Annotated in this window: 15 protein-coding genes; 8 read left to right on the forward strand and 7 right to left on the reverse strand. The window is 62.8% G+C overall.

What is annotated here, in order from left to right; genetic code table 11:
* Positions 1–34: 34 nt before the first annotated feature.
* Entirely contained in the window at positions 35–847 is an 813-nt protein-coding gene (locus M0639_RS13660; RefSeq protein WP_371714537.1) for a peptidylprolyl isomerase, read from the reverse strand.
* On the reverse strand, positions 847–1,728 hold the full coding sequence (locus tag M0639_RS13665; protein WP_003943303.1) for a peptidylprolyl isomerase: 882 nt from the start codon (positions 1,726–1,728) through the stop codon (positions 847–849). Before M0639_RS13665 ends, M0639_RS13660 begins: the two co-directional genes overlap by 1 nt.
* 195 nt (positions 1,729–1,923) lie before the next feature.
* Between M0639_RS13665 and M0639_RS13670 the strand changes: the two genes are divergently transcribed.
* The 4 genes from M0639_RS13670 to M0639_RS13685 all read left to right on the forward strand — a co-directional run bounded on the left by M0639_RS13670 (position 1,924) and on the right by M0639_RS13685 (position 5,566).
* Positions 1,924–2,604 carry an MBL fold metallo-hydrolase gene (locus tag M0639_RS13670; RefSeq protein WP_007732970.1) on the forward strand — a complete coding sequence of 227 codons (681 nt, stop codon included), beginning with the start codon at positions 1,924–1,926 and terminating at the stop codon, positions 2,602–2,604.
* 15 nt (positions 2,605–2,619) lie between these two features.
* Positions 2,620–3,891: a histidine--tRNA ligase gene (gene hisS, locus M0639_RS13675; protein ID WP_064075364.1), complete on the forward strand. Its 1,272-nt coding sequence runs from the start codon at positions 2,620–2,622 to the stop codon at positions 3,889–3,891.
* Positions 3,881–4,510: a hypothetical protein gene (locus M0639_RS13680; protein ID WP_007732974.1), complete on the forward strand. Its 630-nt coding sequence runs from the start codon at positions 3,881–3,883 to the stop codon at positions 4,508–4,510. The genes hisS and M0639_RS13680 overlap by 11 nt, the downstream gene beginning before the upstream one ends.
* A 66-nt stretch (positions 4,511–4,576) precedes the next feature.
* On the forward strand, positions 4,577–5,566 hold the full coding sequence (locus M0639_RS13685; RefSeq protein WP_042452093.1) for a malate dehydrogenase: 990 nt from the start codon (positions 4,577–4,579) through the stop codon (positions 5,564–5,566).
* Between the two features lie 12 nt (positions 5,567–5,578).
* Here M0639_RS13685 and M0639_RS13690 read toward each other — a convergent pair whose 3' ends face one another.
* Together M0639_RS13690 and M0639_RS13695 are read right to left on the reverse strand one after the other, a co-directional pair.
* The gene (locus M0639_RS13690) at positions 5,579–6,814 is read right to left on the reverse strand and encodes a hypothetical protein (RefSeq protein WP_231915017.1); all 1,236 of its coding nucleotides are present in this window, start codon (positions 6,812–6,814) and stop codon (positions 5,579–5,581) included.
* The gene (locus tag M0639_RS13695) at positions 6,811–7,140 is read right to left on the reverse strand and encodes a type VII secretion target (protein ID WP_064075382.1); all 330 of its coding nucleotides are present in this window, start codon (positions 7,138–7,140) and stop codon (positions 6,811–6,813) included. The genes M0639_RS13690 and M0639_RS13695 overlap by 4 nt, the downstream gene beginning before the upstream one ends.
* 173 nt (positions 7,141–7,313) lie before the next feature.
* Between M0639_RS13695 and otsB the strand changes: the two genes are divergently transcribed.
* Entirely contained in the window at positions 7,314–8,102 is a 789-nt protein-coding gene (gene otsB / locus M0639_RS13700; protein WP_228232714.1) for a trehalose-phosphatase, read from the forward strand.
* Positions 8,103–8,306: 204 nt separating this feature from the next.
* Here the strand turns inward: otsB and M0639_RS13705 are convergent, their stop codons facing one another.
* From M0639_RS13705 to M0639_RS13715, 3 genes are all read right to left on the reverse strand, one after another.
* Positions 8,307–9,098, reverse strand: coding sequence for an ABC-2 transporter permease (locus tag M0639_RS13705; protein ID WP_003943323.1), 792 nt, complete (start codon positions 9,096–9,098; stop codon positions 8,307–8,309).
* Complete coding sequence (locus M0639_RS13710) at positions 9,098–10,072, reverse strand: ABC transporter ATP-binding protein (protein ID WP_064075363.1); 975 nt, start codon at positions 10,070–10,072, stop codon at positions 9,098–9,100. Before M0639_RS13710 ends, M0639_RS13705 begins: the two co-directional genes overlap by 1 nt.
* Before the next feature lie 81 nt (positions 10,073–10,153).
* Positions 10,154–11,209: a BUD32 family EKC/KEOPS complex subunit gene (locus tag M0639_RS13715; RefSeq protein WP_030536453.1), complete on the reverse strand. Its 1,056-nt coding sequence runs from the start codon at positions 11,207–11,209 to the stop codon at positions 10,154–10,156.
* A gap of 466 nt (positions 11,210–11,675) precedes the next feature.
* Between M0639_RS13715 and M0639_RS13720 the strand changes: the two genes are divergently transcribed.
* The 3 genes from M0639_RS13720 to M0639_RS13730 are packed head-to-tail and all read left to right on the forward strand — an operon-like array spanning position 11,676 to position 15,742.
* Positions 11,676–12,296, forward strand: coding sequence for a TetR/AcrR family transcriptional regulator (locus M0639_RS13720; RefSeq protein WP_030536452.1), 621 nt, complete (start codon positions 11,676–11,678; stop codon positions 12,294–12,296).
* On the forward strand, positions 12,296–14,044 hold the full coding sequence (gene kstD / locus M0639_RS13725) for a 3-oxosteroid 1-dehydrogenase (RefSeq protein ID WP_064075362.1): 1,749 nt from the start codon (positions 12,296–12,298) through the stop codon (positions 14,042–14,044). Before M0639_RS13720 ends, kstD begins: the two co-directional genes overlap by 1 nt.
* A 15-nt stretch (positions 14,045–14,059) precedes the next feature.
* Positions 14,060–15,742, forward strand: a complete 1,683-nt coding sequence (locus M0639_RS13730; protein ID WP_030536450.1) for an ATP-binding cassette domain-containing protein — start codon at positions 14,060–14,062, stop codon at positions 15,740–15,742.
* The last annotated feature ends 11 nt before the right edge of the window (positions 15,743–15,753 follow it).

Here is a 15,753-nt window from a genome sequence, read left to right on the forward strand (position 1 = left end):
TAACCGCGGGCGGTTAATAAAGGCGCACAGGGGGTCAGGCGACTACTGCAGTCTCGATGGTGATCGGGGTGTTGGGTGCACCGCCGCCGGTTGCTCCCATGCCACCGTCGTCGCCGTCGGCCGCGATCTTCTCGATCGTCGCCAGGCCGGCGTCGTCGATCTTTCCGAAGACCGTGTAGTTGGGCGGCAAGACCGAATCCTCGTAGACGAGGAAGAACTGACTGCCGTTGCTGCCCGGTTTACCCGAGTTGGCCATTGCCAGCGTGCCGCGGGGGTAGACGGCAGGCAAGGAGAGTGCCGGATCGTTAGCCGGGTAGGCAGTGGTCGGGTACTCGTTGTCGAAGCCGTAGCCCGGTCCGCCCGTGCCCTTGCCCGAGGGATCGCCGCACTGCAGGATCTGTAGACCGGGTGTGGTGACGAGTCGATGGCACGGGGTGTCGTCGAAGTACTTCTGCTCGGTCAAGCTCACGATGCTGTTGACCGTGCAGGGGGCTTCCGCCCGGTTCAGTTCCATCCCGATCGGGCCGGCCGTAGTCGTGAGCGCGACGTTGACGGTTCCCTCGGTGGACACACCCGTGGAGTTCGGCGGATTGACGGTTTTTGCTGCACCCGCCGCGCTCGGGTACGAGCAGTCGACGGTCGCCGAGGCCGGAGTCGGGACAGGCGGGAGTGCGTCGAACTGTGACATGTCGAGCGGCGGCATGGCAGCCGTTGTCGTCTTCGCCTTGGAGGTGCTGGACGCCGAGTCCGAGCTACCGGAATCACTGGAACAACCAGCCAGAAGCAGCGCCGCGGCGCTTGCGGCGGCAATAACTACAGGAAAGCGCATCACAGGATTACGTCGCATCAGTCGAGCCTTACTGTCTTGATGTCGGTGGTCAGATTCGGCTTGCCGTCACCCTCTGGCGTCGATCCGCCGGCCGCGACCTTGTCCAAAGTGGCGAGCCCGGTTTCGTCGATCGTGCCGAAAACCGTGTACTGCGGGGGGAGTTGTGAGTCGCCGTAGACGAGGAAGAACTGGCTGCCGTTGCTACCGGGTGCCCCGGTGTTGGCCATCGCAACCGTGCCGCGCGCGTAGGTGACGGGCTCCTGCGCTGCCGGATCGGTGGTGGAATACGCCGTGGTGGGGAATTCGTTGTCGAAGCCGTAGCCCGGTCCGCCGGTGCCGGTGCCCGACGGGTCACCGCACTGCAGCACCTGGAGCGAGGGGCTCGTCGTCATGCGGTGGCAGGTGGTGTCGTTGAAGTAGTCCTGCTGCGCCAAGCTCACGAAGCTGTTGACCGTGCACGGAGACTTCGTTCCGTCGAGTGTGAGCCCGATGTTTCCCTGCGAGGTCTCGACGCTGATGCTCGGCGTCGCGTCCGGCGCGGTGGTGGGAATCCCGTCGGTACGAGGAGGGTTATTGGCCTTGGACGCGGTAGCGCCGTCGGCTGGATACGAGCAGGAAACCGTGTCGGCCAGTGGCGTCGACAGACCGGCCGGCATTGCACCCGCGGTCTGTGGCGTGAGGCTCGAGTCGTCGGCAGCAGTGTTGGTGGTGTTCGCGTCGTCGTCACTGCGATTGCTCAGCCAGATGAGTCCACCGACGACGCCGACTACGACGACCACGCCGAGCGCAGTTCCGGCTATCGTCATCTGCTTGCGCTTGCGGGCACGTTCTGCGCGACGTTCGAGCTGACGCTCGAGCTTGCGTTTCGCCGCCTCGCGGCGTTGCTCGTTACTCGGCACTGCTGTAGTCCTCCGTATCGCGGGTGGATCGTGGTCGGCCGGCCGAGCAACACCCTGGGGGTCGGCTTCGGCAAGCGGCTCTACTCGTCGTCAGAGTCTCCCATTGCAACCTGAGAACTTACTGGCGGGGCAGCAGCTTAGGCTGTAACCGACAGCGTGTTGTTCGTTTCCACCCTTCGAAGAGGAGTTGCCCCCGTGCTCGTCACTGGTTTTCCGGCCGGGATGTTCCAAACCAACTGCTACATACTCGCTCAGGACGACGCGTGCGAGTGCGTAGTCGTAGATCCGGGTCAGGATGCAGCTGAGCCGCTCTTCGAATATCTGGACTCCAAGGACATGTCGGTCACGGCGGTCCTCCTGACGCACGGTCATCTCGATCACGTGTGGTCGGCCCGCGAGGTCTGTGAGCGGTATTCCGTACCCGCGTACATCCATCCCGAGGATCGCTACATGCTCAGCGATCCGGCACGGGGGATCGGCCCGACGATGAAGGAATTCATTCAAGGCATGACGTTCGTGGAGCCGGACGAGGTGATCGAACTGGCCGACGGAGACAAGATCACCGAGGCCGGAATGACGTTCGTCGTGGACCACACACCCGGGCACACGCAGGGATCGGTGGTGTTCCGCACCCAGGCGAACACCGAGAGCGGGCCCGTGGATTTGGCGTTCACCGGTGACACTCTGTTCCAGGGTTCCATCGGGCGCAGCGACCTGCCCGGCGGAAATCACGAGCAGTTGCTCGCTTCGATCGCCCGCAAGCTATTGGTACTCGGTGACGAGACAGTGGTCCTGCCCGGGCATGGCGGAAACAGTTCGATCGGCGCCGAGCGAAGCTCGAATCCGTTTCTCGTTGGACTCAGCGCACAAGAATAAGGAAAAGTACCTCTCGTGAGTAAAGCCAGCACCTTCTCTGCACCCAAGGGCATTCCGGACTACGTTCCGCCGCAGTCAGCCGAATTCGTCGCCGTTCGTGACGGTTTGACGCGCGCCGCGAGGTTGGCCGGATACGGCCACATCGAATTGCCGATCTTCGAGGACACCGGCCTGTTCGCTCGCGGTGTCGGTGAGTCGACCGACGTCGTCAGCAAAGAGATGTACACATTCGCCGACCGCGGTGACCGTTCGGTGACGTTGCGTCCCGAGGGAACCGCCGGAGTCATGCGTGCGGTCATCGAGCACAGCCTCGATCGTGGACAGTTGCCGGTCAAGGTCAGTTACGCGGGCCCGTTCTTCCGCTACGAGCGCCCGCAGGCCGGTCGCTACCGCCAGTTGCAGCAGGTCGGCGTAGAAGCCATCGGGATCGACGACCCCGCGCTCGACGCGGAGGTCATCGCGATCGCCGACGCCGGATTCCGGTCGTTGGGGCTCGACGGCTTCCGCCTCGAAATCACCTCTCTCGGTGACGACACCTGCCGGCCGCAGTACCGCGAACTGCTGCAGGAGTTTCTCTTTGCACTCCCACTCGACGAGGACACGCGTCGACGCGCCGAGATCAACCCGCTCCGCGTGCTCGACGACAAGCGCCCGGATGTACGCGAGATGACTGCGGGCGCACCGCTCATGCTCGATCACCTGTCCGAGAGCTGCAAGGCGCACTTCGACGAGGTGCTAGCGCACCTGGACGCATTGGGCGTTCCGTACGTCGTCAACCCGCGCATGGTCCGCGGCCTCGACTACTACACCAAGACAACCTTCGAATTCGTGCACGACGGACTGGGTGCGCAGTCCGGAATCGGTGGTGGTGGTCGTTACGACGGTCTGATGGAACAGCTGGGTGGACAGCCGCTCTCGGGCATCGGGTTCGGAATCGGCGTCGACCGCACGGTTCTCGCGCTCGAGGCCGAGGGCAAGTCCGTTGCGCCACCGGCGCGTGTCGACGTCTTCTGTGTACCGATGGGTGCCGAGGCGAAGGCGGCACTGGTGAAGATCGCACATCAGTTGCGTGCCAACGGAATTCGTGTCGACCTGGCATACGGAAACCGTGGCGTGAAGGGCTCGATGAAGGCAGCTGATCGTTCGGGTGCCGCGATCGCTTTGATTCTCGGCGAGCGTGAACTCGAAGAGGGCGTTGTCGTTGTCAAACAGTTGGCAACAGGTGAGCAGGAGACAGTGGCGCTCGACCAGGTTGTCGACAAGCTCGGGGAACTCGTTGAGCACTGAGGCCGAACCGGTTTCGCTCGATCTGGTTCCCGTGGCGTTGATCGCGCCGCGGCTGAAGAAGTTCGCCGTTGTTGTCGTGGTGTTCGGCGTGGTCGTCGGGTTGATCGTCAGTGTGTTCTCGACGGCGACCGTTGGAGTGATCGTCGGCGCCGTCATCGCGGTGCCGACGTCACTGGCGATCCTGATGACGCTGCGCCGGCACATCACGTTGTACGGCAACAGAGTTCGTGCGCAAGCTGGTTTTCGAACCAACGTCGTCGACGTGGCCGAGGTACTCACGGCGGCATTGACGGTGAGATCCGGCCGGATCAGCGAAGTCAGCTTGACGCTCGGCGACGGACGGTCCACCGTGCGGATCCCGCTCGCGCTGTATACCGCGGGGGGTGGGCGCGAGTTGGAGATCCTTGCACTCCGCAAGCTCGCGGACGCGCTGGCGGCCAGCGAGTTGGTACCGGCTGCCGCGTTGTCCTCGGTGCTGATCGAACAGTTGCGTGCCGAAGCCCGCGGCGCCGGACTCGCCGAGCGTCCGCTCTACCGCGCCGTCGAACTCGTGACGGCGGAGGGACGAGTGCCGAGAACCACACTGACAGACCACGAAGTGGCCGGTTTACTCGACTAGCGTGGAAACCGTTCTTACAGCGTTGTAGAACGGACAGTCGTGAAAACGGCAGGTGAGGAGTCGGCAATGAGTATTGCGCCCGTAACCGTCACGGTAACCGGAGCGTCGGGTCAGATCGCATACGGAATGCTTTTCCGCATAGCTGCGGGGGAGATGCTCGGCGCTGACGTCCCGATCAAACTTCGACTGCTCGAGATTCCTGCCGCCGTGTCCGCTGCCGAAGGCGTTGCGATGGAACTCGAAGACGGCGCATTTCCGTTGCTGAGCTCCATCGACATCACCGACGATCCCGATGTCGCCTTCTCCGGCGCGAACGTCGGGATGCTGGTCGGCGCACGTCCGCGGAGCAAGGGGATGGAGCGTGCCGACTTGCTGAGTGCGAACGGCGCGATTTTCACAGCGCACGGGAAGGCGATCAACAACAACGCAGCCTCGGACGTCAAGGTGCTGGTCGTGGGAAATCCGGCCAACACCAACGCGCTGATCGCGATGAACAATGCACCGGATGTACCCGATACTCGGTTCAGTGCACTGACGCGTCTCGACCACAACCGAGCGATCGCGCAGGTGGTGAAGAAGACCGGGGTTCGTGCGTCGTCGGTGCGCAAGGTGTCCGTCTGGGGAAACCATTCGGCGACGCAGTACCCGGACCTGTCCCACGCGACTGTCGCAGGTGAGCCTGCACTCGCGGTGATCGACGACCGCGACTGGGTGGAGAACGATTTCATCCCGACTGTGCAGGTGCGAGGCACCGCCATCATCGCTGCGCGTGGATCGTCCTCTGCGGCGAGTGCGGCCAGCGCGTCGATCGACCACGTCCGCGACTGGGTGATCGGTACCGCCGAGGACGACTGGGTATCCATGGCCGTCTGTTCGGACGGTTCCTACGGAGTGCCCGAAGGATTGATCTCTTCCTTCCCGGTGACCTGTGCCGATGGCGAGTTCGCTATCGTTCCCGACCTCGCGATCGACGACTTCTCACGCGAACGGATCGACCTGTCCGTCAGCGAACTGGAGCAGGAGCGTGCGGCGGTGCGGGAGTTGGGCTTCGTCTGAGGTTTGTCTTGATCAGAGATCTCGGAACAGGTACTGATCGGGATCGTCAGCCCCGAGCACGGGCGGCGACACCATCGGCAGATCGTCGACCATCGAATTCTCGTCGCCGGCGGTGACGAGATACCTCGGGGTAGTGCGTGGCGACTCGTCGTCCCGAGATCCGCGGGGTCCACCGCCCAGCATGCCGCCCGGCGACATGCCGCTACTGCCGACTGTCGACGATGGTGCACCCAGGCCGGGCGTTGCTACCGGAACCGGTTGAACTGCAGCAACTCCCGCTGCACCCCTCACCATTCCGCCGGTAGTGCCACCGCTTCCGCTCACCCATGCTCCGCCAGAGCTTGCCGTCGCACTGGGTGACGGCGACGCGCCGGCTGCGAGTGACGTCGACGGATTGCCTGCGCCCCACAGCTTGTCGACGCCGGTCGGAAGCCCGGCGCCGGCCTGTGCAGCCGAGGTTCGAACAGCCTCGGTGCCTGGCTGAGTGGAGTCCGGGTGGGTGGAGTACGGCGCATCACCGGCATCGGTTGAGGCAGAAAGAGGTTGGGCGATCTGACGGGCGGCGTTGTTGATTGCCTCCGCACTGACCAGGTTGGAGAGTGCCTCACTGGTCGGTGGGGTCGGCACGGGGATCGGTCCGGCAAGGGCGTTCATGGCTGCGGTGTGCCCGAGCATCTCCCCACGCGTCCGAGTCACCGCCGCGACGGCTGCCTGCATGTGTTCAGCTGCCGAGGCAAGCAACATCGCCTGTCCTGGTGGTGTCCACGCGATGGGCGCGGCAGCTGCAACCGTGGTGGCGAAGGACTGCGCGATTGCCGCGAGATTCGCGTTGCCTCGCTGCACCGATTCCGCGGCGGCGGCAGCAGTTTTCGATATCGCGGTTCCGCGTTCGCTCAATTCTGCGCCGCTGTTCTGGGCGGATCGCGACAGTTCGGTCGCGGCGTCACTGCCGGTGCTGTTCCAGGTCTGGCCCACGTCGGCGACCGCGCTTCGGGACAGTCCCATGGCGTGGTCGATGAGAGTGGACGCCTGATCGAAGATGCCGACGGGATCGATGCCCGCAAAAGTGCCTGTGCCGAGACTCTTCCCGAGTTCGATCAAGGGCGCGAACAGATCTTCGATTCCGGGGAGTGCCGGTACCGGTATGCCGGCGAGCATCGATTCGACCACATTGTTCGGCAGTACCGGGGCAGGAGCGCCACCGTGAAGGAATTCGATGACGGTCGTCGAGTCGTCTTCGGTGCTCACGCGGTCGCGCCCGTCGATCCGGCCGCAGCGGTCAGATCTGTTGCGATTGCATGATCTGTGGTGTCGTAGGCCTGCGCGGCTGCACCGGCCGTCGCGGCGTTGCCGGCGTAGAACCTGGCGAGTGCTGCAACATCTTTGGTGTGTGTGGCCTGAGCGCGCGCGAATGCTTCGAGAAATTCGATCCCGACGGGGCCCACGGCCGGTGCGACTGCTGCGATGTTTGCACCCAGATCGACGGCGGCGGCCTGCGCGATGCGTCCTGCCGCTTCGGTCGACGTCGAGCCGTACTTTCGGATGCCGTCAGTGGCGACCGTCAATTCGCTCATCATTACCCCCCAGTTGGTAAGCGTCGTGAGAACTTTAGCGGACCACTGTGGGCCCTTACAGGGAGACGACGCGACCTACTCAGTGGTTCCGGACAACCTGGACGAAGTGGCAGAGATTACATTCGGCTCCGGTGTTGGTATTGCGAGTGCGATCGATTTGGCACACTCGAACCATGCGAACCGCTTCGGACGTCATCCTCCGACTCACGTCCGATCCAGCTCGCTGTGGACTGGTGATGGATTTCGACGGCGTGCTTGCACCCATCGTCGACGATCCGTCGGCGAGTGCGCTACTGCCCGGCGCCGAAGACGTGCTTGCGACCCTGGCCGAGCATCTCGGTGTTGTCGGCTTGCTCTCGGGACGGCCTGTGTCGTTCTTGCGAGAGCGGCTCAGCTTGAATTCCGTTGTGCTCATGGGTTCCTACGGCGTCGAGACCTGGACGGACGACGGAATCCACGTGCTTCCGGCCGTCGCGGCGTTCAGTGATGCTGTCGCCGAAGCAGAAGCCGAATTGCGACGCTTGTTCGACTCTCCGGCAGTTCCTGGCATCCATGTCGAGAGCAAAGGCCTTGCGGTGGCCGTGCATTGGCGTCGGGCCGCGGATCGTGCGGTCGCGCAGCGCCTGGTGGAAGCAGCGACGACAGAAATCGCGAGCCGGACCGGGTTGCGGCGTGAGCCCGGCAAGTTGGTCGAGGAATTGCGCCCACCAGTTGAGGAGGACAAGGGGACAGGCCTCCTTCGCGCGATCGCGGCCGCAGGGGTCGACGTCGTCGCGTACGCGGGCGACGACCGGGGTGACCTACCGGCCTTTGCCGCTGTCCTTGCCTCGGGTGGAGAAGCGTTGGTGGTCAAGGGCGACGACATCGCACCGGAAGTGGCTGCTGTCGACGGCGTCCAGTTCGACGGCCCGCAGGCATTCCTCGATTGGATGAAAGAGCTTGCCGCGCAACTGGAACGCTGACGCGTAAGGTCAGTCCGCCAGGAACTCGACCAGGTCTTATTTCGAGGTGCCGCGTCCGCGGGGCAGAGTGACGCGAACCCGCGCGTGCCCTGTCCTGTTCCTTGGCGTGATCGACAAGCGCTGCGGGTTCTGTCAACGCGAAACTGGCCGCACCGGAAGGGCTCCGGTGCGGCCAGTTTTGGTCTTGGTCGGTTTGCGACTCGGTCAGGCGTCGCGCTTGTTGACGACGGCGATGCTGATTCCGAATATCACCAGCACAAACGCTGCGAAGTAGAACAAGCTTCCCCAAGGGCCCCAATGGAAATTGGTGCTCGAACCCGAAGAGAGGAAGTGGTCGGCGTTGGCGAACGGGAGGAACGGTGTGACGTTTCTGCCGAAGGATCCGAACATGCCGAACAGGCTCTCGATGAGCAGTGGCCACAGCAGCAGTAGTGCAATGGCGCCGGCGGACTGACGAAGGAGTGCTCCGACGGCGATGGCAAGGGCGACGCAGAGGAACGCGAAGATCGGTACGCCGTAAACGGCACGCCAGGCATCGGCGTTGTCCAGTGCCAGATTGGTGGAACCTTCAGAGCCTGCCGCAGCTTTGGTGATGAATACCGCGCCGAGCATGAGAACGAAGGACAGTACCGCGCCGAAAGCCCCGATCAGGCCGGCTTTGGCGATCAGAACCGAAGCCCGACTCGGGATGGCCTGGAAGGTGGTACGGATGATGCCGAAGCGGTACTCGCTGGTGATCGCGAGCGCCGCCATGATCATCAGGACCATGACGCCGAATCCGGATACTCCTAGCCCCGCGTCGTTGAACGTGGGGAGGAATTTCTCGAAATCAGGAGTTCCTGATGCGGCTTCGTCGTTGTACGCCTGAATGCTCGAACTCGACGAACGCCCGATCATCCAGGCGACGCCCAACCCTAGGACGATGATTGTGATCGTGCACCACAGCGGCGACTTGGTCGTGGTGATCTTGATACGTTCAGCACTGAGAACAGCCATTACAGTGCACCTCCCATAGCGTGCTGTGTGTTTGCGTGGTGGGTTCCGGCGCCCGGATCGATACCGGATGCGTGGTACTGGACATCGTCCCCGGTCAACTTCATGAACGCATCCTCGAGCGATCCCTGCACAGAAGCTAACTCGTGCAACACGATTCCCTGCGAACCAGCCAAACCACCGATCACATCGGTGGTCGAATCCACGACCACCAACACCGGCTCCGATCCTGAATGTTCCTCGCGGACAGTCAGTCCCTGGGCAGTCAATGCGGCATGGAGAGCGTCCAATTGTGGGCTGCGCACGCGCACCGTCGACTCCGACGAACGATCCACGAACTCCGCGACCGTCGAATCCGAAATCAACCGACCCCGACCGATCACCACCAACTGCTCCGCCGTGAGCGCCATCTCCGACAGAAGGTGACTCGACACCAACACCGTGCGGCCCTCGGCCGCCAACCGCTGCATGAACTTACGAATCCAGACGATGCCCTCCGGATCGAGACCGTTGACCGGCTCGTCGAACAACAACACCTTCGGATCCCCCAACAGCGCACCCGCCAACCCCAGACGCTGCGACATACCGAGCGAGAACCCGCCGGCCTTCTTGCCCGCCACCTCGGACAATCCGACCAACCCGAGCACCTCGTCGACGCGGGACTTCGGGATCCCGTTCGAAGCAGCCATCCACTGCAGATGCGCCCGCGCACTGCGATTGGGGTGCACCCACTTCGCATCCAACAACGCACCCACCGTCCGCAACGGCGTCTTGAGCTCCCGGTACGGCTTGCCCTCGATCAACGCCGCACCCGACGTCGGCTGATCCAAACCCAGGATCATCCGCATCGTCGTCGACTTGCCTGCACCGTTCGGGCCCAGGAAGCCCGTCACGATGCCCGGCTTGACCGTGAACGACAAATCGTCCACCGCTTTCGTCGGTCCGTAAACCTTGGTCAATCCCCTCAGTTCAATCATGAGGAGAACTGTGCCCTACCGGCACTGACCAGCACATCGGTCCCGAGGATGACATGAACCCTGAGATGTGAATACGGCAGTTCAGGGAAAACCCTGTGCTCGACCGGAAGTCGGAACTGGCGCGGCATGCGGGTAGGGCGCATCGAAGTCGCCGTCGAACAATCGCCAGTAGAAGTCGTTCATCCTCGCAGCGACGGGCGCGTGCCGTGTCACGATCGCGGCCACCTCTGGTGTCACATCACCTGGAATATGACCTGTGGCGCATCGTCGTACGTACTGGTTGCGGGCGACTGGTCCGCCGCTCGTCGGCCTCGGTACCCCGCAGACCTCGGTCACCAGCCAGTTGACCAGAAGCATGGCGGCGTAGTCGGCGTCATGAGTGGCGTGGCGCCGGACGAAGTCGTGCTCGGCAGTCGACAGGTCGAAGTGTGGGGATGTGGCCAGTCCGAAGTCGGTGAGATAGATCCGCTCCATGTCGGTGCGCATGTTGCCGAAATGTCCGTCCATGTGCAGCAACTGTCGATCGCGCAAGAATGCCACGATCTCCGAAAACTGTCGCTCGACTTCGGCAGCTTTGGCGGACGGGTTGTCTTCCAGCCAATTCGAGATCGGGTGTTCGATGTACTCGCAGAACAGTACGAGGCTGCACGGCGCAGCGGCAAGCGCTTCGAGACGGGTCCGCACTTCACGGCTGGCGCCGGCGGTGTGAACGGAATCGATGTCGGCGTGTTCGGCCGCAACGGGCGAACGTCCGGGAAGTATCCGCCAGTGGTAAAGCATTGGGAACGACTGTGTTTCGCCGGCCAGAACGGCATCGGTGACCACGATGTTCGCGGCCAGTTCTCGCCAGGCGTTGAAGCTTGGGCCACCAATGCCGTACTGGCAGAACGTCGGCAGATCGAAATGGTTGGAAGTAGAGCCCACCTCGGCGATTTCCCGCACGCTCAGTGGGATGCGTTTGGTGAATACCGGAACGCCGTTGAGCCTGTTGTCATAGACCCTGATCACTCCTGCGGCGCCACCTACGCCGACACTCGAGATTTGAACGGTGTCGACCAGTCGGGCCAGTTCGACATCGTTCTGGGAAGACAGGAACGCCGACAGCTTTCGGTGGCGGTCAATCCTGACGTCTGTCATTCCACGACTGTGCCACAGGCTCGTCCGGCTTCGATTTCGCGGAGCCGCCTGTCGAAGTCACCGATTCTGGCGGTGTCCTCGTAGTAGTCCTCTTGCTCGATGATCTTTCCCACTTGGTCCGAACGAGAAGCACTGTTCGATTTCGATAGATGACGGCGCCGTCGGGGCCAAGGGCTCGGTCGTCGAAACGGGCGAGCAGGGTCATGCGCCAGAGTGGACCACCGAAATACGCTTCGGTGACCGCGCCTTGAAGCCCCGCATCGACAAATTGTTGGAGAAACGTCTCGATTCGGTCCCCATCGCTTCATCTTCGAAGCTTGTCGTGGCATCGAATGCCCTGTCAACGATGTGCCCGGGTCTGCTGCTATCTGACAGAGAATTGGATATTGACAGTGACTGTCACAATAGGTGAGACTCGCATTATCGAGAATGGCCGGATCTCGGCCGAGGCGGGAGGACGTTGCTGATGTCACTACGGGAGAGACAGCGGTTGCAGGTGCGAGCAGACATTCAACGTGCGGCATTCGATCTGTTCGCGCGTGACGGTTTCGAGGATGTGACCACCGAGCAGATTGCGGCGGCAGCGGGGGTATCGGCGAGTACGTACTTCCGGCACGTTCGTAACAAGGAGGATCTGCTGTTGGATCCGGTCAGGCAGGGCGGCGCCGGAATCGTGACGCTGCTCGAGGATCGCCCGGCATCCGAGTCGGCTGATCTTGCGATCTCGCGGGCAATCCTGGAACGCTCCAATGCTTTCGAGTCCTCGGAGATCGATCAGTGGCGAGCAGCGTTCCGCACCGCGCCGCACCTGATGGATCGAGTCGCCCTGATCGCGCCCGAGCATCGTGATCGGTTGGTCGAGTTGGTGGCACAACGGATGTACCTCGATCCGGAAAATGACAGCCGCCCAGGACTTCTCGTTCATTTGATGTTGGCAGCGGCGGAGTTCGGTTATCGGCAATGGATACGTAACCCTCACAAGCGCGGGGCATCACTTCCCGTGTGCGTCGAGGGGGCGCTCGACGCAGTTCGGGGATCCCGGTGGCACACGCAGGACGAAGATGACACGAAAGGTCGTGACCAGTGATGGACGAGAACTCTCAGGGCGCCGCGCCGCCCGTAGTGGATGTCGTTGTTGTCGGATCGGGGGCTGCCGGCATGTCCGCAGCCATCACCGCAGCCCGCAACGGACTCTCGACGATACTCGTGGAGAAGTCCGAATACTGGGGCGGTTCGTCGTCCCGGTCCGGGGGCGGCGTGTGGATTCCGGGAAACTCGATACTTCGCCGCGAGGCACCGAAAGATGATATCGACTCTGCGCGAACATATCTGAAGAGCATTGTCGGAGAGGATGCAGACAGCGACCGAATCGACACGTATCTCGATCGAGGTCCGGAAGCCCTCGATTTCCTGATTCGTCACTCTGCACTCGAGCTCGAATGGGTGAAGGGTTACTCCGACTACTTTCCCGAGGCACCTGGCGGACGTGCAAGCGGCCGCTCGTGCGAGCCGCGCCCGTTCGACGCGCGAGCTCTGGGCGACGATCTTGCGACACTTCATCCGCCGTACATGAAGGTTCCGCTCAACATGGTTGTCCAACAATCTGATTACCGTTGGCTGAGCACGGGGATCCGGCATTGGCGGGGTCCGGTGCGGATGCTTCGGGTAGGAATGAGATCCCTGGCCGCAAGAGCTCGGAAGAAGAAGCTGATCGGGCTCGGGCCGGCGCTCATGGCCGAACTGATGCTCGGAGTTCGGGACGCCGGAGTGACGGTGGAGCTCGGGACGAGGCTTGTGGATTTGGTGACCGACAGTGATCGTGTCGTGGGTGTGCGACTCGAGTCCGGGGGAGTGCAGACCACCATGCACGCTCGATGCGGTGTCATCCTCGCGTGTGGCGGGTTCGACAACAACGACGACATGCGAGGCGAGTACCAGCGACGGCCGAGTAGCGCGCAGTGGACTCTCGGGGCACCGACCAATACCGGGGATGGCATCCGTGCAGCTCTACGCGTCGACGCCGCAATTTCGTACATGGACGACGCGTGGTGGGCCCCGTCGATTCCACTGCCCAAAGGCCCGTGGTTCGCCTTGGCGGAACGCTCGTTGCCTCGCAGCCTCATGGTCAACGCCAGCGGTCAGCGCTTCATGAACGAGTCACTTCCCTATGTCGAAGCGGCACACGCCATGTTCGGCGGAAAGTACGGCCGAGGTGAAGGACCCGCTGAGAACATCCCGGCTTGGCTGATCTTCGATCAGACGTACCGTGACCGTTACCTGTTCGCGGGGGTTCCGGCGCGCAGGCCGATACCTCGGTCGTGGATCGAATCGGGTGCGATCGTGCGAGCTGGATCGATTGCCGAACTCGCTGCCGAGATCGGAGTGCCGGGCGATGCGCTGTCCGCGACCATCACACGATTCAACAGTCACGCGCGCGACGGAGTCGATCGCGACTTCGGCCGTGGGACAAGCAGATACGACCACTACTACGGCGACTGCACCAACAAGCCCAACCCCAGCCTCGGAGAACTCACGAAGGGTCCGTTCTATGCCGCGAAGATGGTGCCTGGAGACCTGGGGACCAAAGGCGGCATCAACACGGACGCTCGCGCGCGAGCGTTGCGCGCCGACGGTTCGGTCATCGACGGGCTCTATGCAGCAGGTAACACCGGCTCACCGGTGATGGGTCATACCTATGCCGGTCCAGGTGCAACTATCGGTCCCGCAATGGTTTTCGGATATCTGGCGGCGCTCGATGCGGTCGGACGATCCCGCGACGGTAGTGAGCTCGAGACCGAAGGCAGGAATAATGGTTTGGCAGATCGCCGTGGGTAGGGTTCTCTTGACAGCGTGACCCACCTCAACATCGCCGACGTCGACTACTTTCTCCCTGATGGTCGGCAACTGCTCAGCGGTGTCAGCTTTCGGGTCGGCAACGGTGCAAAAACTGCACTGATAGGCCCCAACGGGACTGGTAAGACGACGTTGCTCCGCATTGTCGCCGGAGACGTCGTCGCCGACGAGGGCGCTGTCACTCGATCCGGAACACTGGGCGTGATGCGGCAATTCGTCGGCCAGGTTCGCGACGAGTCCACCGTGCGCGATCTTCTGTTGTCCGTCTCGCCGGCACGGATCCGGGACGCAGCACTGGCGCTCGATACGGCAGAAAACGCGATGATCGAGCGCGACGAGGAATCAACTCAAATGAAGTATTCGCATGCGCTGGCCGATTGGGCCGACGTGGGCGGCTACGAGACCGAAGACTTCTGGGACAAGGTCACTACCGCGGCTCTCGGTGTTCCCTATGACCGTGCGAAGTGGCGCGCGGCCAACTCCCTCAGTGGTGGCGAGCAGAAACGGTTGGTTCTCGAAGCACTGTTCGCTGGGCCCGACGACGCACTCCTACTGGACGAGCCGGACAACTACCTCGATGTTCCGGGCAAGCGATGGCTGGAAAAGACGATCTCGGAATCGTCGAAAGTGGTTTTGTTCGTCAGCCACGACCGCGAACTGATCGCCAACGCGGCCACCCACATCGTGACGCTCGAGCCCGGAATCAGCGGCGCAACGTCGTGGACGCACGGCGCTGGGCTGGCCAGCTACCACCAAGCCCGCGAGGATCGCAACGCTCGATTCGAAGAACTGCGCCGACGCTGGGACGAGGAGCACGCGAAATTACGTGCCCTGGTTCTGCGATTGCGTGAAAAGGCCAAGTTCAACGACGGCGTCGCTGCGCGGTATCACGCCTCGCAAACCAGGTTGGCGAAGTTCGAGGAGGCAGGGCCACCCGAAGCGATTCCACTTCAGCAGAAGGTGACGGTTCGGCTGGCGGGCGGGCGAACCGCCAAGCGCGCGTTGGTATGTCAAGATCTCGAGCTGACCGGATTGATGAAGCCTTTCGACACCGAGATCTGGTACGGAGATCGGGTTGCCGTGCTGGGCTCCAATGGATCCGGAAAGTCGCATTTCCTTCGGCTCTTGGCGGGTGGGGGGACCGATCCGGGGAGCGAGCATCTGCCCGTCGAGGCGCTCGACATCGCGCCGGTCGAGCACGGGGGTAATGCGACGCTGGGTGCCCGGGTACGTCCCGGATTGTTTGCGCAGACACACTCCAGGCCCGATCTGACCGGAAACACGCTGCTCGAGATCCTGCACATGGGCGACGAACACCGCAGCGGAATGGGACGCGAAGCGGCGAGCCGCGCGCTGGACCGTTACGGATTGTCCCAAGCTGCGGAACAGAAGTACGACGACCTGTCCGGCGGTCAGCAGGCACGATTGCAGATCCTGCTCCTCGAGCTCTCCGGCGCCACGATGTTGTTGCTCGACGAACCGACCGACAACCTTGACCTTCATTCGGCTGACGCGCTCGAGCAGGGCATTGCTCAGTTTGCCGGCACGGTCATCTCGGTCACGCACGATCGCTGGTTCGCGCGCGGGTTCGACAGGTTCCTCGTCTTCGGATCGGACGGGAACGTGTACGAGAGCGAGTCGCCGGTGTGGGACGAGGCCAGGGTCGAACGAGCGCGCTGAGATCGAGCAGC

This window comes from Rhodococcus qingshengii JCM 15477, assembly GCF_023221595.1.
In the GTDB taxonomy this organism is placed as follows: domain Bacteria; phylum Actinomycetota; class Actinomycetes; order Mycobacteriales; family Mycobacteriaceae; genus Rhodococcus_F; species Rhodococcus_F qingshengii.